Raw genomic sequence first — 25878 nt, 5'->3', positions numbered from 1 at the left:
ACGAGCGTGTTCACCAACGAGACATCGACGTCGAGGGAGACGATGAGTGGGTACCGCACCTGACCTGGCCGAGCCGTACGACGTGGTGGTCATCGGAGGAGGCCCGGCCGGATACCCGGCTGCGGTCCAGGCGGCCCGGATGGGGGCGCGCACGCTCCTGGTGGAGAAGAACGGCGCCCTCGGCGGCACCACCACCGTGGCCGGCGTGTTCACGACGTCGCTCTTCCACGCGTGGGGCCGGCAGGTCATCGCAGGCATCGGCTGGGACGCCGTGACACGAGCGGTGTCGCTCGCGGGAGACGCGCTGCCGGACTTCACCGACTGGGATCGTCCGCACTGGAAGCTGTCCGTGCGGGTGACGCCGGTGATCTACTCCGCGGTCCTCGACGAGCTGGTGACAGACGCCGGGGTGGACGTCCTCATGCACACGATGCTCGGGGACATAGCGCAGGATCCGGACGGCTGCGACCTGACCCTGTGCACCAAGGAGGGGCTGGTCCGGGTGCGCGCCGCGATGGTCGTCGACGCCACCGGCGACGCGAATGTGGTGGGTCAGGCCGGTCTGCCCCGCCGCCAGCACGAGGAGCTGCAGCCGGGCACGCTGATGGTCCGCCTCGGTGGGTATGACTTCGAGGCCCTCGACCTGGACGCCCTGGACGTGGAGTACACCCGGGCCGTCGCCGACGGGCGACTGCGGGCGCAGGACTTCAGCAGCGCCGATGCGCCGCTGCGGACGCTGCTGCGCAACAGGGGCCTCAACGCGATCCACGTGACCGGCATCAAGGGCGCCACCAGCGCCGAACGAACGGACGCGGAGATGGCCGGCCGGGCCGCGCTCCTGCGGATCCTCACGTTCCTCAAGGGCCAGCCGCGTCTCGGCGCCACCACGGTCGACTGGGCTGCCCTCGAGACCGGTATCCGCGAGACCTCGATGATCGAGGGTCTGGTCACCGTCACCGGCGAGGACTACGCGTCCGGCCGGCTGTGGGAGGACGCCGTGAGCTACAGCTACTTCCCGATCGACATCCACCGCGCGGACGGCGCCGGGGTGGACTTCCGGATGCTCGAGGTCGGCACGTTCCCGACCATCCCGCTGCGGGCGCTGATCCCCGCGGGCAGCGAGCGGATCGTCGTGGCCGGCCGCTCGCTCAGCGCGGACCGGGTCGCGAACTCCGCGGCCCGGGTGCAGGCTTCCTGCATGGCGATGGGACAGGCCGTGGGTGCGCTCGCGGCCCTTGCCGGGCCGGCCGGGGGAGCCACCCGGGTGGGCGTGGCGGAGGTCCGGAACGCCATCCGCGCGCAGGGTGCGATCGTGCCAGGTGACCCCGGGACGCCGCATGCCCCGCAGGCGTCCGGGCCGGCCGTCACCGGTGCGGCCCTGCGACCTTGAGCACGCCGTCGGCCGCGTCCAGCGCGTGGCCCCAGTCCTCGGCGGTGAGGTCGTGGCCGCCGGATCGCACGTGATAGGAGAGGCGGCCCTCGACCCGCTCACCCAGGGCCGGTAGTGACACGGGCTCCTCGCCATCGACCCGGGTGCCCGTGAGATCGAACGATTCGTAGGCCGGCGAGGCGGCCACGGTGGCCAGGTACTCGCCGAGCGGGTCCGCCCACGCGTCCTCGACCGCGCTCGCCACATGCAGGGCGCGGGGTGCGATGAGCGCGAGCAGCTGGTGGGCATCCACCGGCAGGTCGTCCTCACGGTCGGCGTAGCGGGCGAAGCCGGGCGCGAACCAGTGCGGGAAGCTCGTGGTGATGGCGGCGATGGTCTCCTTGCCTGGCCCGCGGTGCCGGTGCAGGGCCGCTCCGCCGCAGCCGGAGTCGTTGGACACCACGACGGCGAACCGCTCGTCCTGCGCGCCCGCCCAGAGGGCCGCCTTGCCGAGCCGGGAGTGCCCGATCGCCACGGCCGCGGCCGGGTCGATCCCGGGGACCTCGGCGACGGCGTCGAGGATCCGGCTGAGCCCCCACGCCCACGCACCGATCGTGCCCCAGCCCGCGGGGTCGGCCGGGTCGCCGGGGAACAGGCCCCGCACGCCGTCGTCCGCGTGACCGGGAGCATCGACCTCGAGGTCGTCGCAGTGCGCGGTGGCGACCGCGTAGCCCCGACGCAGGATCTCCTCGTACGGCCACCGGGACGCCCGCGCGCCCCGCTCGGTCCCGGCGTTGCGGTGGATCCGCACGCCCGGTGCCGGTGTCGTGGTGTGGTTGCCGGCGAAGTTCAGGCCGATGACCACGGGGACTGGGCCCGTTGCCCCCTCGGGCACGTGCACGAGGACCGGCACGACGCGTTCCCCGAGCGGGCCGGTGACGGTGACGTCCAGGTCCGACCGGCGCCCGCCCCGCACCGCCACGGAGCCGCGATCCTCGACTCCTGCGGTGGTCCCGCCGGTGGGTGTCCGCCCGTACACGTGCCGCGCGAACGCGTCGACGAGCTCCGCGCGGCGGTCGGGCCACTCGCCGGAATGCGTCAAGGGCAGGGGCGGCAGTTCGCGCATGCGTGGCACTGGCATCTCCTCGACGGTCGGATCGGGTCGAGCGTAGTTGACCTCGCGTGGCGGTTAGGCTCGCGGGCATGCGGGGGAACCAGGGGTGGCCGGTGGCCGTGCGCGCGCTTCTCGGCATGGCCGGCTTCGGGCCCGGGCCGGACGCGGTACGCGAGGTCGTGACGGGGCGAACCGTGCTGATCACCGGCGCGTCGCGGGGCGTCGGCGAACGGATCGCGATCCGCCTCGGGGCCGTCGGCGCGCACGTGGTGCTGCTCGCCCGCGGCGAGGAGGTCGAGGACGTCGCCGGGAGGGTCCGGACCCTCGGCGGACGCGCCGACACCTACCGCGTCGACCTGCGCGACACCGACGCCGCCCGCACCACCGCCGAGGCGGCCCTGCGCGAGCACGGCACCCCCGCCGTCGTCATCTCCAACGCCGGGCACAGCATCCGCCGCAGCCTCGCGGACTACACCGACCGCTTCCACGACGTGCAGCGCCTCGCCGGCGTCAACGCGCTGGGTCCGATCGCCCTGCTGCTGCCGCTGCTGCGGGAGATGACGGCCGACGGCGCCGGTCACCTGATCTCCGTGGCGTCCGCGAGCGTGGACGTGCCCAGCCCGGGCTACTCCGCGTACGCGGCGAGCAAGTCCGCGTTCGAGGCCTGGCTGCGGGCCGTGGCACCCGAACTGGCGGCCGACGGCGTGGCCACCACGTCCATCCACCTACCTCTTGTGCACACCGCCATGAGTGCCCCGACCGCGCGGTACGCCACGGCGCCGGGCCTCGGTGCCGACGACGCGGCCGCGCTCGTCTGCCGGGCGATCGTGGACCGGCCTCGGCTGATCTCACCCTGGTGGGCCCGGCTCGGCGGCGCGGTCAGTGCGCTCGCTCCCGCGACCTCCGACCTGCTCCTGCGCACCGCGCTGCGGAACCGGTGGTGAGCCACCGGTCCGGTTGGCACGCCGTCACCGAGGCCGCCGCGGTGCTGAGCGCGATGGCACCGCGGGTTGCGGAGCTGCCCGCAGTGGGCCCACTGTGGCGCTACGGCACCACCCTGCCCGGCGCGGCCCTCGCGGCAGCACGCCGGAGCCCGCACGGCCCGGTCCTCGTCGATCACCTGGGCCCGCTCGACGGCGAGGGGTTGGCCCGCGCGGTCGACGTCGCCGCCGCGCGGCTCACCGAGGCGCTGCGCTCGGCCCGCGCCGCCCGGCGCGCGGCCGGCGGCGATCCTGCGCCACGGATCGCCGTGCACGCCCGCGACCACCGCGGCCAGGTCGCGACCATGATCGCCGCGGGGGCCCTCGGCGTGGACGCCGTGCTCATCGGCCCGAGCATCGGCACCGATCGGCTGCGGTCGATCCTTGACCAGGCCCGCCCCGACCTCCTGGTCCATGACGACGCAACTGCCCCCGGCCTCGCCTCGGCCTTCGGTCCGGGCGCCGCCCTCGCCTCCGTGATCCGCCGCTACGACTGCTCGCCGCGGCCCGACCAGGGCACCGTTCGTGCGAGCCTCGCCCATCCGGCCGATCGGTGGCGACGGCGGCGGGTCGGGACGCTGCACCTGCTCACCTCCGGGACCACGGACACCCCACACGCGACCGCCCGGCCGGGGGTGCGACGCGCGCAGCTCGGCACCGTGCTCAGCCTGCTCGCGGCGCTCGGACTGCGCCGCGGCGAGCCGGTGCTCGTCACCGCGCCGCTGTCGCACGGGCATGGGCTCAGCGTGTTCTCGGCCGCCCTGGTGATCGGGGCGCCGGTCGTGCTCGGCCACGGCCAGACCCCCGAACGCTGGGCCGAGCTCATCCACACCCACCGGGTCGGGGCAGTGCTCGGTGTTCCGGCGCAGCTCCTGGGGCTCACGGAGGTGCTCGAGGCGCACGCGCCACGCCCACCGCTGCGTCGGATCGCGGCAGGCTCCGCGCCGCTGCCCGTCGACCTCGCCACCCGGATCGAGGCGCTCTACCCGGGCGCTCTCGTTGACTTCTTCGGTACCAGTGAGACCGGCACCGCCACGATCGCCACGGCCGCCGACCTCCGGGACGCCCCGGGCACGGTGGGCCGGCCGGCCACCGGGGTCCGCCTGCGGATCCGCGACGACGACGGTGACGACGTGCCCGACGGTGTCACCGGACGACTGTGGCTCCGCTCGCCGTGGCGGGCCGCCGACACCCCGGGCGGCTTCGTGGCCACCGGGGACGTCGGCCACCTGGACGCCAAGGGCCGCCTGTTCCTGGCCGGGCGCGCGGACGACGTCGTCGTGGTCGGTGGCCACAACGTCCACCTGGGTGAGGTGCGGGACTGGTTCCTGGGCCAGCACGAGGTGAGCGACGCCGTCGTCCACGCGGTGCCCGACGAGCGGCTCGGGCAGGTGATGCACGTGGAGGTCAGCGGCGTCGACGTCGACGCCGCGGCCCTGCTCGGGCGGGCCCGGGACGAACTGGGCTCGGCCCGCGCACCGCGGCGCGTTGATACGGTGGGTGCGGGGCAGTCACACACAACGCCCGGGCATCGAGGCCCGGGGCCATCACGTCACGAGGGGAAGTCACGGGTGAGCCAGACCGAGGTACCGACGATCGTCCGCAACGACGCGGAGGGGCAGTACGAGATCTGGGTCGGAGGGACCAGGGCCGGGATCGCCGCCTTCCATACCGAGGCCGCCGGCACCGCGTTCAGCCACACGGTCGTCGACGACGAGTTCGCCGGCCAGGGGCTCGGTAGCGCACTCGCGCGCGGTGCCCTCGACGACACCGTCGCCCGGGGCGAGACGATCGTGCCGTACTGCCCGTTCATCGTCGCCTACCTGCGCCGCCACCACGACTACGACGACTCGGTGCACTGGCCGGACCCCGACCAGGGGCGGTGACCCACGCCGTCGGTGGGTGAGGCGGCGGCTCGTGGAGCTACGCGGGGGCTGGTGCGCCGGGCGGCCCGTCGAGCACCGTCGGCCGGTACTCGAGCATCTGAAGCCGGCCGTCGAACACCTTCTGGTCCAGCAGGTCGAGCCGCACGTCGGGCCAGTCTGCGTAGATGTTGTCGTAACCGGTCGCCCCGTTCACCACCGGGAACACCACGACCCGGAACCGGTCGACCAGCCCAGCGGTGAGCAGCGCGCGGCACAGCGAGAGGCTCCCGAGGGTACGCAGCGTGGCCCCGTCCTGCTTCATCGCCCGGACCGCCTCGACGGCGTCTCCGCTGACCAGCCGAGTGTTCCGCCAGCCCAGCGGCTCCGAGAGCGTCGATGAGAACACGACCTTCGGCAGGCTGTCCAGCGGTCCGACGTCCTCCGCGCCACTACTGGCGAACCCGGACATCAGCTCGTAGGTCTTGCGACCCATCAGCACTGTGTAGTCGGTCGGTTCACTCGCCATCCACTCGAAGTACTCGGGGCCCTCCATGCCCCAGAACCCCGGCCAGCCCTCAGCGGCTCCATAACCGTCGAGCGAGGTGATCACGTCCACCGTCAGTTCAGACATCGTCGTCGCCCTCCATGGGTCTCGGTGACCATTCACGCTAGTGCGGGCGGTGATGCCGGTAAAGGGAACTTCCGGGTCGCTGGGATCTCGGTCCAACCCGCTGGAAATCGGGCGCGGCACCGACCGGGCGTGACTCTGAGCCGTCGGGCGATGATTGTGCGGACGCAGGCGATGTCGGTCAGCGGGACGCCGGGTCCGGTCCTGGCTGCGGGCTGCTTACGAATCAGCGTGACGTCGGCGCTAGACTCGCACACAGAGGCATTGACCCGGCCATCACCGGTGAGCCTTCCGGAAGAACGGTCGACCCGCCCGCGGGCCGGCTCAGTAGAACCGGAACGGGTGGGCCCGTCATAGCCTTCAAGGAGCGGTCGGGTGTCCTCGGGCACGCGGCAAGCGAGGTGGTACCGCGGTACGTCCCGAACCCGGGCGCGCATCGTCCTCGTGCGGCAGGCAACCCGTACCCACGAAGGATCCGCGCAGATGGCCACCCAGCCGAGCGAGCAGCACTACCCCCGCCACACCCAGGCCGACGGCGTAGCACCCTCCCCGAGTTTCCCCGCGCTCGAGCAGGAGGTGCTCGCGTACTGGAAATCCGACGGGACCTTCCAGGCCTCGATCGACAACCGGCCGGCCGGGGAGAACGGGTCCAACGAGTTCGTCTTCTACGACGGGCCGCCGTTCGCGAACGGGTTGCCGCACCCCGGGCACCTCCTCACCGGGTACGTCAAGGACGTCGTGCCCCGGTTCCAGACCATGCTGGGCAAGCGGGTGGAGCGCCGGTTCGGCTGGGACACCCACGGGTTGCCCGCCGAGCTGGAGGCCGAGCGGATCCTCGGCATCACGGACAAGTCGCAGATCGAAGAGATGGGCATCGAGGCCTTCAACGCCGTCTGCCGTGAGTCCGTGCTCCGCTACACCAAGGAGTGGGAGGAGTACGTCACCCGGCAGGCCCGGTGGGTGGACTTCGAGAACGACTACAAGACCCTCGACCCCTCCTACATGGAGTCGGTGATCTGGGCGTTCAAGCAGCTCCACGACAAGGGCCTGGCCTACGAGGGCTACCGAGTCCTGCCGTACTGCTGGCATGACCAGACCCCGTTGTCCAACCATGAACTGAGCATGGACGACGACGTCTACCAGATGCGCCAGGACCCGGCGCTGACCGTGGGCCTGCGCCTGGAGACCGGGGAGCTGGCGCTCATCTGGACCACCACCCCGTGGACGCTGCCCTCGAACCTGGCGATCGCCGTCGGGCCGGAGATCACGTATCTGGTGGTCACGCCGACCGAGGGAGCATTGGCGGGGGAGCGGGTCCTGCTCGCCTCCACCCGGCTCGAGGCCTACGCCCGCGAACTCGGCGAGGAGCCCGAGGTGGTGGCCACGCTCACCGGCGCCGAGTTGGCCGGACGGACCTACACCCCGCCGTTCCCGTACTTCGCCGGCCGTGAGAACGCGCACCAGATCCTGCTCGCCGACTTCGTCACCACCGAGGACGGCACCGGCCTGGTGCACCTGGCCCCCGCTTTCGGCGAAGACGACATGACGGTCTGCGGCGACGCCGGGATCACGCCCGTGGTGCCGGTGGACGATGCCGGCAAGTTCACCGCCGAGGTGCCCGACTACGAGGGCCTGCAGGTGTTCGAGGCGAACCCGAGGGCGATCGCCGACCTCAAGGCCGGAACCGGCGCCGTCGGGACCTTCGCGCCGGCCGTGCGCCCCGTGGTGGTGCGGCACGAGACCTACGACCACTCCTACCCGCACTGCTGGCGGTGCCGGAACCCCCTGATCTACAAGGCCGTCTCCTCCTGGTTCGTGCGGGTCACGCAGTTCCGGGACCGGATGGTGGAGCTCAACGAGCAGATCACCTGGGTGCCCGAGCACATCAAGCACGGGCAGTTCGGCAAGTGGCTCGCGAACGCCCGGGACTGGTCGATCTCCCGGAACCGGTACTGGGGCACACCCATCCCGGTGTGGGTCAGCGACAACCCGGAGTATCCGCGCACCGACGTCTACGGCTCGATCGCGGACCTGGAGGCGGACTTCGGCGTGCCGGTGCCGGACCTGCACCGCCCGTTCATCGACGAGCTCACCAGGCCGAACCCCGACGACCCCACCGGGGCGTCCACGATGCGCCGGATCCCGGAGGTGCTGGACGTCTGGTTCGACTCCGGGTCCATGCCGTTCGCCCAGGTGCACTACCCGTTCGAGAACGCCGACTGGTTCGAGCACCACTACCCGGGCGACTTCATCGTGGAGTACATCCCCCAGACCCGCGGCTGGTTCTACCTGCTGCACGTGTTGGCCACCGCGTTGTTCGACCGGCCCGCGTTCCGCACCGTGGTGGTGCACGGCATCGTGCTCGGCAACGACGGGCGCAAGGCGAGTAAGTCGCTGCGCAACTACCCGGACGTGAGCGAGGTGTTCGATCGTGACGGCTCGGACGCGATGCGATGGTTCGAGATGGCCTCGCCGATCCTGCGCGGCGGCAACCTCGTGGTCACCGAGGAAGGCATCCGGGACGCCGTGCGGCAGATCCTGCTGCCGCTGTGGAACACCTGGTACTTCTTCGGCCTGTACGCGAACACCACGAACGACGGTGCGGGCCTGGATGCTCGCGCCCCGCGCCCCGACGAGGTGCCCGAGCTGGACGACATGGACCGGTACCTGCTGGCCCGCACGCGCACCCTGGTGGCGGTGGTGCGCGCCGACATGGAGGTGTACGACATCTCCGGCGCGTGCGCCCGGGTGCGCGAGTACCTGGACCTGCTCACGAACTGGTACGTACGGACCTCCCGGCAACGGTTCTGGGACGAGGACGCCGACGCGTACAACACGTTGTACACGGCCCTGGAGGTACTCACCCGGGTGATGGCACCGCTGGCGCCGATGGTCACCGAGGAGGTCTGGCGTGGGCTGACCGGCGGACGCTCGGTGCACCTCAGCGACTATCCGGACCCGGAGAACCCGGCCGACCACACGGCCTCGGCACTGCTCGCCGCCGACGACCTGGTGGCGGCAATGGACGCGGTCCGCGAGGTTGTCTCCACCACGCACGGCCTGCGCAAGGCGAACAAGCTCCGGGTGCGGCAGCCCTTGCGCAAGGTCCGCGTGGTGGTGGAGGACACCGCCGCACTGGGCCCGTTCACGGACCTGATCGCCGAGGAGGTCAACGTCAAGGAGGTCCAGGTGATCGACCTGGCCGACGGAGCCGCCTCCGACTACGGCGTGTACACGAAGCTCACCGTGAACGCCCGCGCCGCCGGCCCACGGCTCGGCAAGGACGTGCAGAAGGTCATCCAGGGCGCCCGGACCGGAGCGTGGGCGCAGTCCACCGACGGCGCGGTGACGGTCTCCGGGATCGCTCTGGAGGAGGGGGAGTACTCGCTGAGCACCGAGATCGAGGACCGGTTCGGCGACTCGATCGCCGCCGGGGTGTTGGACGGTGGTGGGTTCGTGGTGCTCGACCTCGAACTGGACGACGAGCTGATCGGTGAGGGCTACGCCCGGGACGTGGTCCGTCAGGTGCAGGACGCCCGAAAGGCGGCCGACCTGCACGTCGCAGACCGGATCTCGCTGCGACTGTCCGTGCCCGGCCAGTGGGTGCAGGCCGTGACGGACCGTCAGGAATTCATCGCCGCCGAGACGCTCGCGCTCTCGGTCGCCGTCGACGTGTCGCCGATCGTCTCCGAGGACGGCGACCACGGCGTCGGCATCGATCTGGAGAAGGTCAGCCTGTGAACGTCACCAGCCACCGGTACGGATTCGGTGAAGAGGACAAGCCGAAGGTCTCGCCGGCCGAGCGTGCCGCGGAGGCGGCCGCCGAGGCCGAGGCCAAGGCGATCTACTCGGCGATCCTGACGCGAGCGCCCGAGCACGACATCGATCCGACGATCGACCGCGTCGCGGCGCTGGTCGAGCTGCTCGGCGACCCGCAGAAGTCCTTCCGGGCGATCCACCTGACCGGCACGAACGGAAAGACCTCCACCTCGCGGATGGTGGAACGGCTGCTGCGCGAGCTCGGGCTGCGCACCGGACGGTTCACCTCTCCGCACCTGCACACGGTCCGGGAGCGGATCGCGATCGATGGCCAACCGATCTCCGCCGTCCGGTTCGTCGAGGTCTGGCGCGACATCGAGCCGTACGTGGCGATGGTGGATGCCCAGCTCGAGGAGAAGGGGCAGTCCCGGCTGAGCTTCTTCGAGGTGCTGGCCGGGTTCGCGTTCGCGGCCTTCGCCGATACCCCCGTGGACGTGGCCGTGGTCGAGGTGGGGCTCGGCGGGGAGTGGGACTCCACGAACGTCGTGGATGGCGAGGTGGCGGTGTTCACCCCGATCTCGCGGGACCACGAGCGCTGGCTCGGGCACACCATCACCGAGATCGCGACCGTGAAGTCCGGCATCATCAAGGCGCTCGACCCAGCCGCCATCGTGGTGACTGCCGAACAGCCCGAGGACGCGGCCGTCATCATCGCGGGGGCGGCGCACGCGCGTGGGGCACGGGTGGTGGCCCAGGGCTACGACATCGAGGTGGTCAACCGGACCGTCGCGGTCGGCGGGCAACTCATCGACCTGCGCGGCACCGGCGGGCTCTACACCGAGATCTTCCTGCCGCTGCACGGAGCCCACCAGGCGCAGAACGCTCTGCTGGCGCTGGTCGCCGTCGAACAGTTCACCGGCGGGGGAGCCCTCGACGGCGGTGTGGTCGAGGCCGCGTTCGCGGACGTCGACTCGCCCGGCCGCCTCGAGGTGGTCCGGCGCAGCCCCACCGTGCTCGTCGACGCCGCGCACAACCCGGCCGGCGCCCAGGTGCTCGTCGACGCGCTCGGCGAGGCGTTCGCGTTCCATCGGCTCGTCGGCGTCGTCGGGATCATGGCGGACAAGGACGCCGAGGGCATCCTGAGCGTCCTCGAGCCAGCCCTGGACGAGATCGTCATCACCCGCTCGTCCTCGATGCGGTCCATGGACATCGACGACCTGGCCGATATCGCCAGGGACATCTTCGACGAGGACCGGGTGCACACGGCCGAGCACGTCGGGGAGGCCGTGGCACTGGCCGCGGACCTGACCGAGCAGGGCGACTCCGACCAGATCGCGTCCGGCACGGGCGTGCTGGTGGCGGGATCGGTGATCCTGGCCGCCGAGGCACGGGCGCTGTTCCGGCGGGACTAGGGGGCGAGTTCCATGGAGTGGACGGTGGAGGACCATCTGCGGGACAAGCCGGCCGACGCCGTCGCGCTCTACGAGCGGTTCGTCGAGCTGGTCGCCGCGTGCGGCCCGTTCACGTACGCCGTCGCCAAGACGACCATCACGGTCAAGGGCACGCGGCGCGGGTTCGCGGGCGCCCGGCCCACCGAGAAGGGCCACCTGGTCGGCTACCTGGACCTGCAGCGTGTGGTCTCCGACCCGCGGATCCGCAGCGCCGCGCCGTACACCAAGCGACTGTTCGTGCATCACTTCCGGGTCAGCGACCTGGCGGAGCTCGACGAGGTGTTCGCCGGCTGGGTCGCGGAGGCGTATCAGGTGGGCGCGGGGGCACACCTGGACCGACCGGTCTAGGTGACGGTCAGCCGCCGGGCACGATGACGACCGGTGCTCCGGCGCCGCCGATGATCTGACGGCGGGTCGCTCGGGACGACGCGTGCGGCGGCCCCTGGAGCCGCGGCCCGACGACGACCAGTGCCGCGCGAAGGCTCTCCTTGGCGACGGATGCCGCGAGCGGGGTGCGGACGAGGCGCCCGCGGACGTCGACCTCCGGGAACGTGGCGAGGTAGGGCTGCAGGATGTCGGCCAGGAGGTCCGGCCCCGGTCCGCCCACGTCCCACGTGTGCAGCACGGTGAGCCCGGCGCCGCGATGAAGCGCCGCCCGGAACGCTACCTCGAGCACACCGTCGGGCTGGTCACGTGGGTCGAGCGCGACGACCACCCGGCCGGTCGCACGCAGGGCCGAGCGCGGGGACGGCGGCGCGTCCGCGAGGCGGACGACCACCATCGCACTCTGCAACCTCTTGGCCGTCCACATCGCCATCGGGCTCGGCGCGCGGCCGGGTCCGAGCCGGCGACCGGCGACCACGAGCGCGGTGTCCCCGATCGCCGCGCCGGGTGCGGAGTCCGGGCCGAACGTGTTCATGTGCGTCGAGATCGCCAGATGCGGCTCGTGGTCATGCGCGCGCTGGGCCGTCGCCGCCAGAGCGTCGAGCGCCTCGGCGTAGCTCGCCTCCGCTCCTTGGCCACCGGTGGCCAGCAGCCAGGGGTCGAAGACCACCGACAGCAAGGGGATCGCCTGGACGATACGGAGTCGGGTGCCACGTGCCGCCGCCTCGGCCGTGGCCCAGTCGACCGCGTTCAGGTCGGTGTTGGCGCCGTCCAGCGTCAGCAGGATCCCGCCGGGCGGGTCATCTCTGGATGGAGTCGTGGTCCGGGGCTGACGGAGCGGGCGGGGGTCGAACATCGATGGTGTCCGACCGCGGGCGGGGGAGTGCCTGGCGTCGGCGCTCATTGGGCCCACCCGGCGGCGGCGAGGATGCTCTCGGCGACGTGCTGCGGGTGCGAGACGGCGACCGCGTGCGAGGCGCCACGGATCTCGCGGACGTCGTTCGCCTCGGCGCGTGAGGCCATGAACCGGATCGCCTCCGCCGGGATGTTCCGGTCGTCCCCGGCGAGGACGAACCACGACGGGGCGTGCTGCCATGCGGGGATGTCCGTCGGCAGGCCCTCGGTGAGGGCGGACTCGGCGACCGGCCGCTGCGCGACTGCCATGAGGGCCGCGAGGCCGGGCTCGACATCGGCCGCGAACTGCTGCGGGAACAGGTCCTGGCGGATGGTCAGTTCCGGTCCGTCGGCCGAGGTCGGGTAGTTCGTGAGCGTGCCGCCCAGCGTGCTGCCCGGGTAGGAGCCGGAGAGGGTCAGGGCGCTCTCGCCCGTCATCGGGGCGAATGCAGCGACGTAGACGAGCGCGACGACCTCGGGATTCCGCGAGGCTGCCTCCGTGATCACGCTGCCGCCGTGGGAGTGCCCGACGAGGACGATCGGACCCTCGATGGTGGCGAGCACGTCCCGCACGTAACTGGCGTCGCCGGAGAGTGAGCGGAGCGGATTGGCGACGGCGACGACGGACAGATCCGCTCGCCGCAGGTGGGGGATGGCCCCGTTCCAACTGGAGGAATCGGCGAAAGCGCCGTGGACGAGGACGATCGTGGGACCGGGCATGGGAGTCTCCTTGGGTGATGTCGAGTGGTGTCGGGGGGCCGCCGGTGGCGGCGCGGGCAGGCCAGGAGGTTCACCTGGCCGGACCGCGCGGTGCACGAGTTCGTGCTGGAGTGCCGGGCCGGTGCGCGGTCAGCGCCTCGATCGGATGGCTCGGGTCGTTCCTGATCGCGTGCATGAGCGACCCGAGCGCGGCGATGTAGATCTCCGAGAACGTGAGGAACGGCTGGATGGTGTCCGCCAGCAGGTCGAGAGGGACCCGCGCACGGATCGCCAGGGTCGCCTGCTGGAGCCACTCGCCGGCCTCAGGGCCGACGCCGTACGCGCCCGTCAGCCGCGAGCCGTCGCTGAGCAGGGTGAGGAAGCCGCTGGAGGTCGCGTACTCACGGGTGTATGTGGCGAGCCTCGGGACGCCGGCGAGATCGGCCGTGCCACTGAACCAGTCCTCCGTCGCGCCGACGGCGGCCGCCTGCGGGTCGGTGAACACCACCCGTGGCACCGCCGTGTAGGACGCCGAGCGGTACCCACCGAGGATGTTCGCCACGGCGACGTCCGCCTGGTACTTGCCCACGTGGGTCAGCTGGGCGATCCCGGTCACGTCGCCCACCGCCCAGAGCCCGTCCCCTGCCCGGAGCCGGTGATCGACCTGGATGCCGCGCGGATCGGGCTCGACGCCGACGCGCTCGAGGCCGATCCCGCGAACCCGGGGCCGGCGTCCGGTCGCGACGAGGAGGCGGTCCCCGCGCACCTCGCGTCCGCCGTCGAGGTCCAGCACGACGTCCGGACCGGACCTCCGGGCGCCCGTGACGCGCGCCCCGAGGACCAGCTCGACGCCGTCACGGGTGAGAGCGTCGCCGACGGCGGCGCCGAGGCGTGCCGGCTCGCGGGGAAGGACCCGTGGATCGTTGCCGACCACGACGACCTCCCCGCCGAGTCGACGCACCGCCTGAGCCAGTTCGACCCCGACCGGCCCGGCACCGAGCACGACGAGACGGCGAGGGACGCTCGTCATGGAGGTCGCCTCACGATTGGTCCAGACGCCCTCCAGGTCCGCCAGGCCGGGGATCGGCGGGACGAACACCTCGGATCCCGTCGCGATGACGACGTGCTCCGCGGTGTGGTGCTCGCCGCCGACCTGCACGGACCCCGGGCCGGTGAGGACGCCGTCACCGCGTACCAGCGAGACGCCGGCGTCGGCGAGCCAGCGCTCCTGTCCGGCATCGGACCCGCCGGAGACCATGAAGTCGCGCCAGGCCAGGGCAGCTTCGACGTCGACCTGCGCGTGCGCGCCGGCTGCCCTCGCGGCGTGCACGGCCTCGCCCGCCCGGAGCAGGGTCTTGGACGGAACGCACGCCCAGTACGAACACTCGCCCCCGACGAGCTCGCGCTCGACCAGGAGCACGTTGGCGCCGTGCCCCGCCAGGGCGCCCGCGCAGTGTTCGCCGGCCGCGCCACCCCCGAGGACGATGACGTCGGTGCGGCTCATGATGGGAGCTCCGCGCCGGCGCGCTCGCGGGCCATGTGGAGCGCGTACCAGGCGGGCCAGTCAGGATCGGGCACGCCGGTCCGCTCCTCGTGCTCGCCGTGCGCGGCCGCGGCGCGGCGCAGTGCCGCCTCCAGATCGTCCACGGACTCGTAGGTGGTCTCAGCCATCGGGGTCACCGGCCCGGTCCGCGGGACTGGATCTCCTGCAGGTACCAGGTGTTGCCGTCCGGATCCGCGAACGATGCGAACGATGCGTAGTCCGGCGCCTGTGGGCTGCGCCCCGGGACACGGGCGGATGTGCCGGAGTGGTGGAAGACTCCGCCCGCGTCATGGAAGACGGGACTGACCACGGCTCCGCGGGAGATGAGTTCCGCTCGGGCGGCGTCGATGTCACGCACGGCGAGCAGCAGGCTGTCGATCGAGCCCGCAACTGCCGCCGTGACCTTGTCACCGAAGATGATCGACGCACCGGAACCAGGCGGGGTGACCTGGACGACCCGGAGCCCGTCGTCGACCGTGAAGTCGGCATCCACGCGCCAGCCGAGCGCCCCGGCGTAGAACTGCAGCGCGCGGTCGACGGAGACGACCGGGATGACGACGACCTCGAGCCGGAAGTCGCCGGCGTTCGGAGCGGGTGTCCTGGCTTGATCTGTGGCTGGGGTGGTGGTCATGGTGACTCCTCTTCCTCGTAGTGGCGTCCCTTCGTGGGGACATCCCTACGGTCCTGCCCACGCCCGGACGGGCGCGCCCGTCGGAGCCACTGGTCTCGACACACCCGTGCCCCCCGGGCCCACTGGTCTCGACACACCCGTGCACCCCCGGGCCAACTGGTCACCCCCTCAAGGACGGCCCTGCCCTCACCGCCCGCCGGTCGCCGAACTCCGCCGCGGACCGCCCACTAGGCTGGCGTGCGTGAAGGTACTGGTCACCGGCGGCGCCGGCTACATCGGGTCGGTGACCGCGACGGCGCTCGAGCAGGCCGGGCACACCCCGGTGATCCTGGACTCGCTGCTCAGCGGCCCGCGCACGTTCACGACGGGCCGGATCTTCTACGAGGGCGACGTCGCCGACCGGGACCTGCTGCGCCGGGTCGTCGCGGAGCACCCCGACATCGAGGCCACCATCCACATGGCGGCCCGGATCGTGGTCCCGGAGTCGGTGGCGCAGCCCTACCTCTACTACCGGGACAACGTCGCCAAGTCGTTGGAGCTCTTCGACGAGCTGACCGCGCTCGGCAAGCCACGGGTGCTGTTCTCCTCCTCGGCCTCGCTGTACGCGCCGAAGGAGGGGTTCGAGGTCACCGAGGCGGACCCGCTGGACCCGACGTCCCCGTACGCGCGCACCAAGCGGATCATCGAGCAGATCCTGCAGGACCTGGCCGTCGCCACCGATCTGCGCGCGGTGATCCTGCGCTACTTCAACCCGATCGGCTCGGATCCGGACCTGACCAGCGGGATCTACGACAAGGAACCTTCACACGTGCTCGGCCAGCTCGTCCTCGCCGCCCGCGGGGAGCAGGCGGCGTTCACGATCACCGGCACCGACCTGCCCACCCGGGACGGCACCGGGCTCCGCGACTACATCCACGTGTGGGACCTGGCCCGCGCCCATGTGCGCGCGATCGAGACGTTCGACGACGTCCTCGCGCGAGTCGACGCCCCGAGCGTGATCATCAACATCGGCACCGGCTCGGGGGTGACGGTGCGGGAGCTGATCACCGCGTTCGAGCGGGTCGTCGGTGCCGAGGTACCCACGGTGACGGCGCCGCCGAGGCCGGGGGACGCCGTCGGGGCCTTCGCGAACGCCGACCGGGCGACCGCGTTGCTCGACTGGCGGGCCGAACTCAGCCTCGAGGACGCGATCGCGTCCGCGTTGGCGTGGGCGGATAGACGCGCACAGGTGCTCGGCCAGGGGTGAGCCCGCGAGCAGACAGCGGCGCACCCTCAGTCCGGTAGCAGCGCAGCCAGCTCAACGGCGACGGCCCGGGCGGTCTTCCCGTCGGTGTGCAGGACATGGTCCGACGGCGTCCGTTGCGCCTCGTCGTAACGGCGCCGATAGAAGTCGCCCAGTTCGGGACGACCGGGGTCGGCCTCGAACCGGCGTCGCCAGGTCGCGGGCTCGGCGTGCAGCTGCACGCTGACCGTAGCGAGCCCGGTCGGCGCGAGCGAGCGGACCAGGTCCTGCATCCGGGCGTCCTGGAACACCCAGGTGACCAGGACGAGTTCCATCCCGGCTGCGTCGGCATTGGCGATGACGGCTCGTAGGTTCGCCTGCACCATCGCGGTCGTCCGATCGCTCACCTCCCAGGGTTGGTGCGCCCAGAGAGCGTCCACATCCACCCATTGGGTGAGGCGGGCGCCGGCGGCGGCGAGGCCCAGGCACTCGCGGGCCACGGCGGACTTCCCGATGCCTGGCGCGCCCCCGAGAAGGACCATGCACATCGGAGCGGCCCGCTTCTGGCTGGGATCTGGCGTCGTGACCGGATCTGGCATGCCTGCACGGTGGCAGTCATTCGGGCACGGATCAACCGGATTGCTTTCGAGGGATCCGTCCACAAAATCAAGTCTCTACGGAACGAGGGGATTGCCACCACCCTTCTGATGTGGGCCGATGATGTCGGCCTGCTCCCGGCCGCGAGCAGCGGCAAACTAGGACCCATGCGATACACGACGACGATCCATCAGACCGGAAACAACACTGGCGTTCCTGTTCCGGAGGAGGTCATGACGGCCCTGGGGCCCGCGAAACGGCACCTCGTCGTCGTGACCATCAACGGACACACCTACCGCAGCTCGGCCGTCTCCTATGAGGGCCAGTTCATGATCTCTCTGAGCGCCGCGAACCGTGCGGCGGCGGGCGTCGCCGGCGGCGACACGGTCGAGGTGGACGTCGTGCTCGACACCGAACCCCGCGTGGCCGAGGTTGCACCGGAGCTCGCGGCGGCACTCGCCGAGGACCCCGCAGCCAAGTCCTTCTACGAGTCGCTCTCGGCCAGCAAGCAGAAGCGCTTCACGCTGCCGGTCGCCGACGCGAAGACCGACGAGACCCGGACCAGGCGGGTCGAGAAGGCCATCACCGCGTTGCGCGAGGGTCGGGTGCTCTGACCCCGGACCGATACGGATCGAGGCGATACCAATCGCCGATCACTTGCGTCTGACAAGGGCAATCGGACCTACCATCACCAGATGGCTTCCAACATCGTCTCCGTCAACGGCACCGTCGGGATCCGGGAGCGCATCGCGCTGCCGGAGGGCTCGGTCTTCACGGTCAAACTGGTCGCCCACGACGGCGAGGTGCTCGCCGGGGCGGCCTTCGATGCGGGCGTGGGGGACGCGGACTTCACCCTCACCGTGGACGCGGCCGACGCTCCGAACCGGAAGAAGCTCGGCCTGTGGGCGAAGCTGACCTCATCGGCGGGCACGTGGGGCACCCCGGAGCTCGTCCACGTGTACGAGCCGCTGACCGACCTGCTCCTGGTCCGCGTGGAGAACTGACGAGTCCGCGCGGAGAGTTGACCGCCGCGGGAGTGCGAGTCTGCGGCTCACCCGGGGGATGCGCCGCAAGATCGCACGCTCACGGGCCTGATCAGCCGGGGATCCGGTTCCGCAGTCGGTGCTCCAGGTTCGCTCGGACCGCCGGCCACTCCGAGCGCAGGATCGAGTAGAGGACCGCGTCCAGCAGGGCGCCGTTGCGGTAGCGCCGGTTCGCGCGCAGCACGCCGTCCTGCTTCGCACCGAGACGTTCGATCGCGGCACGCGACTGGTGGTTCACCCACTGCGTCCGCAGGCCCACACACTCACACCCCAGGGTCTCGAACGCGTGCGTGAGCAGCAGCAGCTTCGACTCCGCGTTCGTGCCGCTCCCGTGGGCCGAGGCCCGGTTCCAGGTGTATCCGATCTCCAGGCGCGGCACCGCGGGGTCCCAGTCGTAGTAGGTGGTCATCCCGAGCACGGTGTCGTCAGGCCGGATCGCGGTGAACGCCAGCATCTCGCCGCGAGCCTGACGCTCCAGCCGGCTCCCGATCTCACCAGCCATGTCCTCCGGCCGGGGGATCGAGGTGTACCAGCGGTCCCACATCTGCCCGTCCTGCACCGCGTCCACGAGGCCGTCGTGGTGCGCGGGGGAGAGTGGCTCGAGCCGGACCAGGTGGCCGGTCAGGGTGACTTGTTCGAGCGGATTCGACATGCGCCAAGGGGATCACGGCCGGCCGGAGCCGCTCCACTCGCCACGCCCGGCGAGACAACGGCCAGTCCTGCACCCACCCAGGACTCAGGCCCGGGCGGCGGCCACGTCGGCCATGCGCATCCGCCCGAGCCAGCCCGGGATCGCCTGCCTGACGTCCGCGGGCCCGTCGACGGTGACGTCCCCGGAGCGCAGTGCGCCCTCCCATCGGGCCTCCCCGCGCCACAACCGGACCAGGGTACGCAGCGTCGTCCGGACCGTGGCGACCGTCTCGAACCCGGGGTCGTAGTCGCAGACGTCCACGTCGTCACCGGTGACCACCAGCCACCACCCGCCGACCCGGTGGGGTAGGTCGGAGAGCCGGAACTCCAGCACCGTGCGCGTGCGTGGCCACGCCGCCACCGGGATGGTCCGGCGCATGTCCCAGAACAGCAGGTGCGGGTCGAGGTCGTCCTCGCCGAGGTCACCGACCCACCGCAGGCCCCAGACCCCGAGTGCCTCGACCACCTCCTGCAGGTCCAGCCCGGACTCGGTCAGGGCGTAGCTGACCTTGCCGCCCACCTCCACCCGGCGCACCAGGCCGGCCCGGTCGAGGGTGCGCAGGCGCTTGGAGAGCAGCGCCGGTGACATCTTCGGCAGCCCGCGCCGCAGTTCGTTGAAGTGGCTGCTCCCGGAGATCAGTTCCCGGATGATCAGCAGCGTCCAGCGCTCGTCGAGCACCTCCATCGCCTTCGCGACAGGGCAGAACTGACCGTACGTCGCCATCGTGACCTCCTCGTCCTGCGCCAATTAGACGCCTGTCGCGTCCCGCGGACCAGTACAGATCGTGAACCGCCTCCGGTTCAGAGATGGCACTGGAGGCGCGGGCCCGCCGGCCGCACGCTGGGAACCCCTAACGAAGGAGCGCCGAACCATGGCACAGCCGATCACCACCGACCCTGTCGACCGCGAACTCAAGGCGAAGCACCGCACCATGTGGGGCCTCGGCGCCTACGACCGGGTGGCCGCCGAGATCATCCCCTCCCTCGGACCCGTGCTCGTCGAGGCCGCCGGCATCACCCCGGGACAGCGGGTCCTGGACGTCGCGGCCGGCACCGGCAACGCCGCCATCCCTGCGGCGCGCGCAGGCGCACACGTGGTCGCGAGCGACCTCACCCCCGCCCTCCTCGAGATCGGCGAGCGGACCGTCGCCGGCACCGGCCTGCACCTGGACTGGCAGGAGGCGGACGCCGAGGCGCTGCCGTTCGACGACGGCGCCTTCGACGTCGTCGTGTCCTGCGTCGGCGTCATGTTCGCGCCGCACCACCAGGAGGCCGCCGACGAACTCGTCCGGGTCACCCGGCCGGGCGGAACCATCGGGCTGCTGTCCTGGACGCCCGAGGGGTTCATCGGCCAGATGTTCGCCACCATGAAGCCGTTCGCCCCACCGCCCCCGCCCGGAGCCCAGCCCCCACCGCTGTGGGGTCGGGAGGACCACGTCCGCGCGCTGCTCGGAGACGGCGCCGAGATCCGCTCGGCGCAGCGGCGCAGCCTCGTGGTCGACGCCTTCGCGGACGGCGAGGCGTTCCGCGACTACTTCAAGGAGACGTACGGGCCGACGATCGCGATCTACCGCGCCATCGCCGCCGACCCTGAGAAGGTCGCCGCCCTGGACACCGCGCTGGCCGATCTCGGCGAGCAGTACGGGCGTGACGCCGGCGGGTCGTTCGGAATGGAGTGGGAGTACCTCCTGCTCACGGCGACCCGAACCTAGCGAGCAGGTGCCAGACCCGCTTGAGGTCCTGCTCGTCGTAGTGCCCGCCGTGGGCGGCGGTGCCGATCATGGTCGCGTCCAGAACGCCGTCGACGGCGAGGCGCAGTCCGAGGTCCACGAACCGCCGCCCGCGGTACTCCGGGTGCGCCGCCAGCACGTCGGCGGTGATCCGGAACCCGGGATGCCACTCGACCACGCAGCCGAGCCGGGCCGCGCCGGTCTCCACGGTGGTCCCCCGGAAGCACGGGTCGAGCACCAGCGCCTCGACGTCGTCGGGGATCCGGACCGGCCCGTGCACGTGCGCCTCGATGCAGTCGTCGAGCAGGTCGACCGAGTCCGCCTCGGCAATCTCGATCAGGGGCATCCGCTCGGCCACCCCGAAGTCCACCGGCTCGAGCACGCTGTCCGGGTAGCAGAACGTGGTGCGGGCGTTGACGTCGGCGGTCAGCCGGAGGTGGGCGGAGCCGAAGCGCTGCGCGCCTCCCACGGCCCGACGGCGGTGGTTCAGCGCGCCGTACACCGGTCGCTGGTCCGGCGGTGCGTCGTCGTACGCACTGCCGAACAGGCGGCTCTCCCAAGCCCAGCGGTCGCCGCCCGGGTGGGCGGTCAGCCCGCCGTTGCTCGTGCCGGTCTCGAACTGCGAGCGGTACCGGCCGTCGTCGGCCATCGCCGCCAGGATCGGACGGCCGCCCGCGAGCCGGTCCGGGTGGAACTGCAGGGTCACCCGCTCCTGCGCCCCGAGCGGCGGCCCGGCACACTGCGCGGCCACGTGCGCAAGCGCACGTTGCTGTGCCGGGGTGAGCGGGGGGCCATCGCGCAACGATTATGCCGCCGGGGGCGGCCACGTGTGCGCGCGGCCGCGTGACGCGCGCACGTTGGCCCAATCGCTAGGCAAATCCGTGCCGTGGGGTACAGAGTTGGCAAGGCAGTGTCGGTCCTCACGCCGTCGGCCCATCGCCGGGGCGCAGATGCGAAGGAGCAGTCATGAAGAAGTTGATCAACGACCCGCAGAACGTGGTCGCCGAGAGTGTCGAAGGTTTCGTGGCCGCCCATGCGGACCTCGTCATCGCCAGCGACAGTCCCGAGGAACTGTTCGTGTCCCGGGCCGGTGGGGCGGTCCAGGGCAAGGTGGGTCTGGTCAGCGGCGGCGGTAGCGGGCACGAACCGCTGCACGCGGGCTTCGTCGGTGTCGGCATGCTCGACGCGGCGGTGCCCGGCCCGGTGTTCACCTCGCCCACCCCGGACCCGATCCTGGCCGCCACGAAGGCGGCCGACGGCGGCGCCGGCGTGCTGCACATCGTGAAGAACTACACCGGCGACGTGCTCAACTTCGAGACCGCCGCCGAGCTGGCCGACGCCGAGGGGATCAACGTCAGGGCCGTGGTCACCGATGACGACGTGGCCGTGCAGGACTCCCTGTACACGGCCGGCCGCCGCGGTGTGGCGGGCACCGTGCTCGTCGAGAAGATCGCCGGCGCCTCCGCCGAGCGTGGCGACGACCTGGACACCGTGGCCGAGATCGCCACCCGGGTGAACGCCGGAGCCCGCTCGATGGGCGTCGCACTGACCGCCTGCACCGTGCCGCACGCCGGCAAGCCCTCCTTCGACCTCGGCGAGGACGAGATCGAGATCGGCATCGGCATCCACGGCGAGCCGGGCCGACGTCGCATCCCGCTCGCCGGCGCCGACGAGATCACCGACCTGCTCCTGGACCCGATCGTCGAGGACCTCGCCGTCACGAGCGGCGACCAGGTGCTCCTGTTCGTCAACGGCATGGGCGGGACACCGTCCTCGGAGCTCTACATCGTCTACCGCCACGCCCGCGCCCAGCTCGAGGCCAAGGGTGTCACCGTGGCCCGCTCCCTGGTCGGCAACTACATCACCTCCCTGGAGATGCAGGGCGCGTCCATCACCGTGCTGCGCCTCGACGACGAGCTCACGGCCCTCTACGACGCGCCCGTGCACACCCCGGCGCTGCGTTGGGGCATCTGATGGCGGACGTTCTGGACGTCGCCTGGGCGACCGAATGGGTCCGCCGCAGCGCCGCCGTCGTCGGTGAGCACCGGATGGAGCTGATCGATCTGGACCGCGCCATCGGCGACGGCGACCACGGCGAGAACCTCGACCGCGGCTTCAAGGCGGTCCTGGTCAAGCTGGACAATCCGGACACCCCGGAGCCGGAGTCGGTCGGCGACGTGCTCAAGCTGGTCGCGACCACGCTGATGTCCACGGTCGGCGGGGCGGCCGGCCCGCTGTACGGGACGGCGTACCTGCGTGCCGCCAAGGTCGCCGACGGCGCCACGGTCGATGCCGCCGGCGTCGCGGCACTGCTCGACGCCGCCGTCGGTGGCATCGTCGCGCGCGGCAAGGCCGAGGTGGGCGACAAGACCATGGTCGACGCGTGGACCCCCGCCGCCGCGGCCGCTCTGGAGGTCGCCGACGGCGGTGGGACGGCCACGCAGGCGCTGCGCGCGGCGGCGACGGCGGCCCGCACCGGTGCCGAGTCGACCGATCCGTTGGTGGCGCGCAAGGGCCGGGCCAGCTATCTGGGGGAGCGGGCCATCGGGCACCGCGACCCAGGTGCGGAGTCCTCCGCCCTGCTGCTCGCGGTGGCCGCCGACGTGGCCGAGGGGGCGGAGTGAGCGCCGCCACGGCGCTCGTGCTCGTCTCCCACTCCGCGCAGCTGGCTGCGGGCGCCGTCGAGGTGGCCCAGCAGATGGCACCGGACGTCGCCATCAGGGCGGCCGGGGGGACCGAGGACGGCCGGATCGGGACGAGTTATGACCTGGTCGAGCGGGCGGTCACGGCACTGCTCGACGGCGGCGCTGCCGCGGTCGCGATCCTCACCGACCTGGGGTCGGCCGCGCTCACGGCGGAGTCCGTCGTGGACGTGCTCGACGACGACCGCGTGGTCATGGTCGACGCCCCGTTCGTCGAGGGGGCGGTCGCGGCCGCGGTCGCCGCCCAGTCCGGCGGCGATGCTTCCGCGGTGGGCACCGCCGCCCGCACGGCGATCGACTCGTTCGGCGGTTCGACGGCGGTCGGGGCGAGCACCACGGCGGGCGACGTCGCCGCGGAGGCCGCGGACGCCGTCGAGCGCTCCGTGGTGCTGCGCAACCGGCTCGGGCTGCATGCCCGGCCGGCGGCAACCCTGGCCCGCAAGGCGGCGGACTTCGACGCCGAGGTGACGCTGAACGGGGTGGACGCGGCCAGCGTGCTGGCGCTGATGGGCCTTGGCCTGACCGGCGGTGCCGAACTGCGCCTGCGCGCCACCGGGCCGCAGGCCGCGCAGGCCCTGGAGGCGATCGTCGCGGACGTGGAGGCCGGTTTCGGCGAGGAGTGAGGCATGGCGACGGGGCTGATGTGGTGAACGCCACATCGGCCCCGTCGGCCTGCGAGGCCCGGCGAACCGCGTCGTCTCCACCCCAGGACGGACCCTGGTGGGGCACATTTCCCCACTGGGGACGATTCACGCGCCGTCGGCATCCCGCACCATTGATCTGATCGGTGCGCCCTGCCCAGCAGCTCCGCACGAGAACCGAACGCCGAGGAATCCATGGCACACGCCCCCACGCTGACCGACGACAAGCCGAAGATCGTCCTGAACCAACGCATGGTCTGGCTCATCTTCGGTGCACTGATGGCCGGGATGTTCATGTCCTCGCTGGACCAGTCGATCATCGGCACCGCGATGCCGACGATCGTCGGCGAGCTCAGCGGCGTGGAGCACCAGGGCTGGCTCGTCACGATCTACATCCTGTCGCTCGCGGTCGTGATGCCGCTGTACGGGAAGTTCGGTGACCTCTGGGGCCGGCGGTGGCCGTTCCTGATCGCCATCGCGCTGTTCACGATCGCCTCGGCGGGTGCCGGGTTCGCCCAGGACTTCAACCAGCTGGTGATCTGGCGGGGTGTCCAGGGCCTCGGCGGTGGTGGCCTGATGATCCTCTCGCAGGCGATCATCGCGGACATCGTCCCGGCCCGGGACCGGGGCAAGTACATGGGTCCGATGGGCGCGCTGTTCGGCATCTCCGCGGTGATCGGCCCGCTCCTCGGCGGCCTCTTCACCGAGAACGCGGACTGGCGGTGGTGCTTCTGGATCAACATCCCGATCGGGCTCATCGCGTTCGCGATCGGCTGGTTCACGCTGAAGCTGCCGAGCCACCGCTCGGGCCGGCGGATCGACGTCGGCGGCATCGTCTTCATGGTGCTGGCCACGTCCGGGCTGGTCCTGGCCACGAGCTGGGAGAGCTGGAGCGGCTCGCGGGGCTACGACTGGAGCGACCCGATGCTGCTCGGCCTGGTGGTCGGCACCGTCGTCTCGGTGGTGGCGTTCGTGATCGTCGAGAACCGGGTCGCGGACCCGCTGCTGCCGATGCACCTGTTCAAGAACCGCACGTTCTCGATCTCCACGGCAGTCGGGCTCATCATCGGGGCCGGCATGTTCGCCGCCCTCGGCTTCCTGCCGACGTTCCTGCAGATGTCCACCGGCGCCGGGGTCACAGAGTCCGGATTCCTGCTGCTGCCGATGATGGTCGGAGTCATGGTCACCGCGATCGGTTCCGGTCTCGCGATCACGAAGATCGGCCGGTACCGGATGTTCCCGATCGCCGGCATGGCGATCGCGACCCTCGGCCTGATCTGGCTGACCCGGATCACCGGGGACATGTCGATGGTCCTGTTCGGGGCGATGATCTTCACGCTCGGTGCCGGCCTCGGCCTGGTGATGCAGACGATCGTGCTCGCGGTGCAGAACTCGGTGGATCCGCACGAGATCGGGACGGCCACCAGCGCCAACAACTTCTTCCGGGAGATCGGCGCCGCCGTCGGCGCCGCCCTGTTCAGCACGATCTTCACGACCCGCCTCGTGGACAACCTCAACGAAGGGCTCGCCACGATCCCACCGGACGAGCTGCCCGCGGACGGGCTCGGCATCGAGACGCTCACGCCCGGGGTGGTGAACCAGCTGCCCGACGCACTGAAGGAACTCGTCGTGAACAGTTACGCCGAGTCGCTGGCGCCGTCGTTCTGGGCGTTCGTGCCGCTGCTCGCGTTCGGGTTCGTCCTCACCCTGTTCCTGCGTGAGGTGAAACTGTCCGACACCGCCGGGATGGTCGCCCGGGGAGAGGCCGTGGTGGAGGGGCCGCCGCACGACCACGGGCACTGGCACGGCCGGCACGTGGCCGATCACGAGGACGAACCGGCTCCGGACGGCACGGTGGGCGCACCGGGACCTGCCGACGGGGAGCCGGTCGCGGAGGATGCTGGCTCCCGGGCCGGCTGAGCCGCATTAGCCTGGG

At 71.6% G+C, this 25878-nt stretch carries 25 protein-coding genes; 14 read left to right on the top strand and 11 right to left on the bottom strand.

Translation table 11 applies throughout. The features are described 5' to 3' along the window. Nucleotides 1-46 precede the first annotated feature (46 nt). Nucleotides 47-1390: an FAD-dependent oxidoreductase gene (locus tag KCQ71_RS07770; RefSeq protein ID WP_223404524.1), complete on the top strand. Its 1344-nt coding sequence runs from the start codon at nt 47-49 to the stop codon at nt 1388-1390. Here KCQ71_RS07770 and KCQ71_RS07765 read toward each other — a convergent pair. Then, nucleotides 1365-2495 carry a glucuronyl esterase domain-containing protein gene (locus KCQ71_RS07765; protein WP_372453965.1) on the bottom strand — a complete coding sequence of 377 codons (1131 nt, stop codon included), beginning with the start codon at nt 2493-2495 and terminating at the stop codon, nt 1365-1367. The genes KCQ71_RS07770 and KCQ71_RS07765 overlap by 26 nt on opposite strands. 77 nt (nt 2496-2572) lie before the next feature. On the opposite strand from KCQ71_RS07765, the gene KCQ71_RS07760 reads away from it, so the two are divergent. Both KCQ71_RS07760 and KCQ71_RS07755 read left to right on the top strand, forming a co-directional pair. Then, nucleotides 2573-3427, top strand: a complete 855-nt coding sequence (locus KCQ71_RS07760; protein ID WP_223404520.1) for an SDR family NAD(P)-dependent oxidoreductase — start codon at nt 2573-2575, stop codon at nt 3425-3427. Beyond that, on the top strand, nt 3424-5349 hold the full coding sequence (locus tag KCQ71_RS07755; protein WP_223404518.1) for an AMP-binding protein: 1926 nt from the start codon (nt 3424-3426) through the stop codon (nt 5347-5349). Before KCQ71_RS07760 ends, KCQ71_RS07755 begins: the two co-directional genes overlap by 4 nt. A gap of 37 nt (nt 5350-5386) precedes the next feature. Here the strand turns inward: KCQ71_RS07755 and KCQ71_RS07750 are convergent, their stop codons facing one another. Continuing rightward, nucleotides 5387-5959: a dihydrofolate reductase family protein gene (locus KCQ71_RS07750; protein ID WP_223404516.1), complete on the bottom strand. Its 573-nt coding sequence runs from the start codon at nt 5957-5959 to the stop codon at nt 5387-5389. A 480-nt stretch (nt 5960-6439) separates the two neighbouring features. Between KCQ71_RS07750 and ileS the strand changes: the two genes are divergently transcribed. The 3 genes from ileS (at nt 6440) to KCQ71_RS07735 (ending at nt 11514) form a co-directional block, all read left to right on the top strand. Next, nucleotides 6440-9697: an isoleucine--tRNA ligase gene (gene ileS, locus KCQ71_RS07745; protein WP_223404514.1), complete on the top strand. Its 3258-nt coding sequence runs from the start codon at nt 6440-6442 to the stop codon at nt 9695-9697. A 101-nt stretch (nt 9698-9798) separates the two neighbouring features. After that, nucleotides 9799-11127 (top strand): bifunctional folylpolyglutamate synthase/dihydrofolate synthase, encoded by a 1329-nt coding sequence (locus KCQ71_RS07740; RefSeq protein WP_223404635.1) that lies wholly within the window; start codon nt 9799-9801, stop codon nt 11125-11127. A gap of 12 nt (nt 11128-11139) precedes the next feature. After that, on the top strand, nt 11140-11514 hold the full coding sequence (locus KCQ71_RS07735) for a DUF5655 domain-containing protein (protein ID WP_223404512.1): 375 nt from the start codon (nt 11140-11142) through the stop codon (nt 11512-11514). A 7-nt stretch (nt 11515-11521) separates the two neighbouring features. Here KCQ71_RS07735 and KCQ71_RS07730 read toward each other — a convergent pair whose 3' ends face one another. The 5 genes from KCQ71_RS07730 to KCQ71_RS07710 all read right to left on the bottom strand — a co-directional run bounded on the left by KCQ71_RS07730 (nt 11522) and on the right by KCQ71_RS07710 (nt 15317). Next, complete coding sequence (locus KCQ71_RS07730; RefSeq protein ID WP_223404511.1) at nt 11522-12406, bottom strand: universal stress protein; 885 nt, start codon at nt 12404-12406, stop codon at nt 11522-11524. A 44-nt stretch (nt 12407-12450) separates the two neighbouring features. Next, entirely contained in the window at nt 12451-13164 is a 714-nt protein-coding gene (locus tag KCQ71_RS07725) for an alpha/beta fold hydrolase (protein WP_223404509.1), read from the bottom strand. A gap of 70 nt (nt 13165-13234) precedes the next feature. Continuing rightward, on the bottom strand, nt 13235-14647 hold the full coding sequence (locus KCQ71_RS07720) for a dihydrolipoyl dehydrogenase family protein (RefSeq protein WP_223404507.1): 1413 nt from the start codon (nt 14645-14647) through the stop codon (nt 13235-13237). Then, complete coding sequence (locus tag KCQ71_RS07715; protein ID WP_223404505.1) at nt 14644-14814, bottom strand: hypothetical protein; 171 nt, start codon at nt 14812-14814, stop codon at nt 14644-14646. Before KCQ71_RS07715 ends, KCQ71_RS07720 begins: the two co-directional genes overlap by 4 nt. A gap of 5 nt (nt 14815-14819) precedes the next feature. Then, complete coding sequence (locus tag KCQ71_RS07710) at nt 14820-15317, bottom strand: VOC family protein (protein ID WP_223404503.1); 498 nt, start codon at nt 15315-15317, stop codon at nt 14820-14822. A gap of 241 nt (nt 15318-15558) precedes the next feature. Between KCQ71_RS07710 and galE the strand changes: the two genes are divergently transcribed. Beyond that, on the top strand, nt 15559-16563 hold the full coding sequence (galE, locus tag KCQ71_RS07705) for a UDP-glucose 4-epimerase GalE (protein ID WP_223404502.1): 1005 nt from the start codon (nt 15559-15561) through the stop codon (nt 16561-16563). A gap of 26 nt (nt 16564-16589) precedes the next feature. Here galE and KCQ71_RS07700 read toward each other — a convergent pair whose 3' ends face one another. Continuing rightward, nucleotides 16590-17138: a nucleoside/nucleotide kinase family protein gene (locus KCQ71_RS07700; protein ID WP_223404500.1), complete on the bottom strand. Its 549-nt coding sequence runs from the start codon at nt 17136-17138 to the stop codon at nt 16590-16592. Nucleotides 17139-17246: 108 nt separating this feature from the next. On the opposite strand from KCQ71_RS07700, the gene KCQ71_RS07695 reads away from it, so the two are divergent. Beyond that, the gene (locus KCQ71_RS07695) at nt 17247-17750 is read left to right on the top strand and encodes a YdeI/OmpD-associated family protein (RefSeq protein WP_308116618.1); all 504 of its coding nucleotides are present in this window, start codon (nt 17247-17249) and stop codon (nt 17748-17750) included. Between the two features lie 81 nt (nt 17751-17831). Further along, entirely contained in the window at nt 17832-18140 is a 309-nt protein-coding gene (locus tag KCQ71_RS07690; RefSeq protein ID WP_223404496.1) for a YbaY family lipoprotein, read from the top strand. Between the two features lie 91 nt (nt 18141-18231). Here the strand turns inward: KCQ71_RS07690 and KCQ71_RS07685 are convergent, their stop codons facing one another. Then, nucleotides 18232-18831 carry a GNAT family N-acetyltransferase gene (locus tag KCQ71_RS07685; protein WP_223404494.1) on the bottom strand — a complete coding sequence of 200 codons (600 nt, stop codon included), beginning with the start codon at nt 18829-18831 and terminating at the stop codon, nt 18232-18234. Between the two features lie 84 nt (nt 18832-18915). Next, nucleotides 18916-19593 (bottom strand): winged helix-turn-helix transcriptional regulator, encoded by a 678-nt coding sequence (locus KCQ71_RS07680; protein ID WP_223404492.1) that lies wholly within the window; start codon nt 19591-19593, stop codon nt 18916-18918. Nucleotides 19594-19741: 148 nt separating this feature from the next. Between KCQ71_RS07680 and KCQ71_RS07675 the strand changes: the two genes are divergently transcribed. Beyond that, nucleotides 19742-20581 (top strand): class I SAM-dependent methyltransferase, encoded by an 840-nt coding sequence (locus KCQ71_RS07675; protein ID WP_223404490.1) that lies wholly within the window; start codon nt 19742-19744, stop codon nt 20579-20581. Here the strand turns inward: KCQ71_RS07675 and KCQ71_RS07670 are convergent. Continuing rightward, the gene (locus KCQ71_RS07670) at nt 20562-21350 is read right to left on the bottom strand and encodes a DUF3626 domain-containing protein (protein WP_223404488.1); all 789 of its coding nucleotides are present in this window, start codon (nt 21348-21350) and stop codon (nt 20562-20564) included. The genes KCQ71_RS07675 and KCQ71_RS07670 overlap by 20 nt on opposite strands. Before the next feature lie 215 nt (nt 21351-21565). Between KCQ71_RS07670 and dhaK the strand changes: the two genes are divergently transcribed. From dhaK to KCQ71_RS07650, 4 genes are all read left to right on the top strand, one after another. Beyond that, nucleotides 21566-22573: a dihydroxyacetone kinase subunit DhaK gene (gene dhaK, locus KCQ71_RS07665; protein WP_223404486.1), complete on the top strand. Its 1008-nt coding sequence runs from the start codon at nt 21566-21568 to the stop codon at nt 22571-22573. Then, nucleotides 22573-23223, top strand: a complete 651-nt coding sequence (gene dhaL, locus KCQ71_RS07660; RefSeq protein WP_223404484.1) for a dihydroxyacetone kinase subunit DhaL — start codon at nt 22573-22575, stop codon at nt 23221-23223. The genes dhaK and dhaL overlap by 1 nt, the downstream gene beginning before the upstream one ends. Further along, nucleotides 23220-23924, top strand: a complete 705-nt coding sequence (dhaM, locus tag KCQ71_RS07655) for a dihydroxyacetone kinase phosphoryl donor subunit DhaM (RefSeq protein WP_223404482.1) — start codon at nt 23220-23222, stop codon at nt 23922-23924. Before dhaL ends, dhaM begins: the two co-directional genes overlap by 4 nt. Before the next feature lie 213 nt (nt 23925-24137). Next, a complete protein-coding gene (locus KCQ71_RS07650; RefSeq protein WP_223404480.1) occupies nt 24138-25862 on the top strand; it encodes an MDR family MFS transporter in 1725 nt (574 codons plus the stop codon). The last annotated feature ends 16 nt before the right edge of the window (nt 25863-25878 follow it).

The sequence above is a fragment of the Occultella gossypii genome (assembly GCF_019947135.1).
Lineage (GTDB): Bacteria > Actinomycetota > Actinomycetes > Actinomycetales > Beutenbergiaceae > Occultella > Occultella gossypii.
The sequence above is the reverse complement of the archived record's forward strand: the minus strand, read 5'-3'. Positions and strand labels throughout refer to the sequence as shown.

What these genes read in the sequence shown, in the direction of transcription:
- KCQ71_RS07765 (WP_372453965.1), bottom strand. Translation starts at nt 2,495, where the DNA reads ATGCGCGAACTGCCGCCCCTGCCCTTGACGCATTCCGGCGAGTGGCCC.
- KCQ71_RS07760 (WP_223404520.1), top strand. Translation starts at nt 2,573, where the DNA reads ATGCGGGGGAACCAGGGGTGGCCGGTGGCCGTGCGCGCGCTTCTCGGC.
- KCQ71_RS07750 (WP_223404516.1), bottom strand. Translation starts at nt 5,959, where the DNA reads ATGTCTGAACTGACGGTGGACGTGATCACCTCGCTCGACGGTTATGGA.
- ileS (WP_223404514.1), top strand. Translation starts at nt 6,440, where the DNA reads ATGGCCACCCAGCCGAGCGAGCAGCACTACCCCCGCCACACCCAGGCC.
- KCQ71_RS07735 (WP_223404512.1), top strand. Translation starts at nt 11,140, where the DNA reads ATGGAGTGGACGGTGGAGGACCATCTGCGGGACAAGCCGGCCGACGCC.
- KCQ71_RS07730 (WP_223404511.1), bottom strand. Translation starts at nt 12,406, where the DNA reads ATGTTCGACCCCCGCCCGCTCCGTCAGCCCCGGACCACGACTCCATCC.
- KCQ71_RS07725 (WP_223404509.1), bottom strand. Translation starts at nt 13,164, where the DNA reads ATGCCCGGTCCCACGATCGTCCTCGTCCACGGCGCTTTCGCCGATTCC.
- KCQ71_RS07720 (WP_223404507.1), bottom strand. Translation starts at nt 14,647, where the DNA reads ATGAGCCGCACCGACGTCATCGTCCTCGGGGGTGGCGCGGCCGGCGAA.
- KCQ71_RS07715 (WP_223404505.1), bottom strand. Translation starts at nt 14,814, where the DNA reads ATGGCTGAGACCACCTACGAGTCCGTGGACGATCTGGAGGCGGCACTG.
- KCQ71_RS07710 (WP_223404503.1), bottom strand. Translation starts at nt 15,317, where the DNA reads ATGACCACCACCCCAGCCACAGATCAAGCCAGGACACCCGCTCCGAAC.
- KCQ71_RS07700 (WP_223404500.1), bottom strand. Translation starts at nt 17,138, where the DNA reads ATGCCAGATCCGGTCACGACGCCAGATCCCAGCCAGAAGCGGGCCGCT.
- KCQ71_RS07695 (WP_308116618.1), top strand. Translation starts at nt 17,247, where the DNA reads ATGTGGGCCGATGATGTCGGCCTGCTCCCGGCCGCGAGCAGCGGCAAA.
- KCQ71_RS07690 (WP_223404496.1), top strand. Translation starts at nt 17,832, where the DNA reads ATGGCTTCCAACATCGTCTCCGTCAACGGCACCGTCGGGATCCGGGAG.
- KCQ71_RS07685 (WP_223404494.1), bottom strand. Translation starts at nt 18,831, where the DNA reads ATGTCGAATCCGCTCGAACAAGTCACCCTGACCGGCCACCTGGTCCGG.
- KCQ71_RS07680 (WP_223404492.1), bottom strand. Translation starts at nt 19,593, where the DNA reads ATGGCGACGTACGGTCAGTTCTGCCCTGTCGCGAAGGCGATGGAGGTG.
- KCQ71_RS07675 (WP_223404490.1), top strand. Translation starts at nt 19,742, where the DNA reads ATGGCACAGCCGATCACCACCGACCCTGTCGACCGCGAACTCAAGGCG.
- dhaK (WP_223404486.1), top strand. Translation starts at nt 21,566, where the DNA reads ATGAAGAAGTTGATCAACGACCCGCAGAACGTGGTCGCCGAGAGTGTC.
- dhaL (WP_223404484.1), top strand. Translation starts at nt 22,573, where the DNA reads ATGGCGGACGTTCTGGACGTCGCCTGGGCGACCGAATGGGTCCGCCGC.
- KCQ71_RS07650 (WP_223404480.1), top strand. Translation starts at nt 24,138, where the DNA reads ATGGCACACGCCCCCACGCTGACCGACGACAAGCCGAAGATCGTCCTG.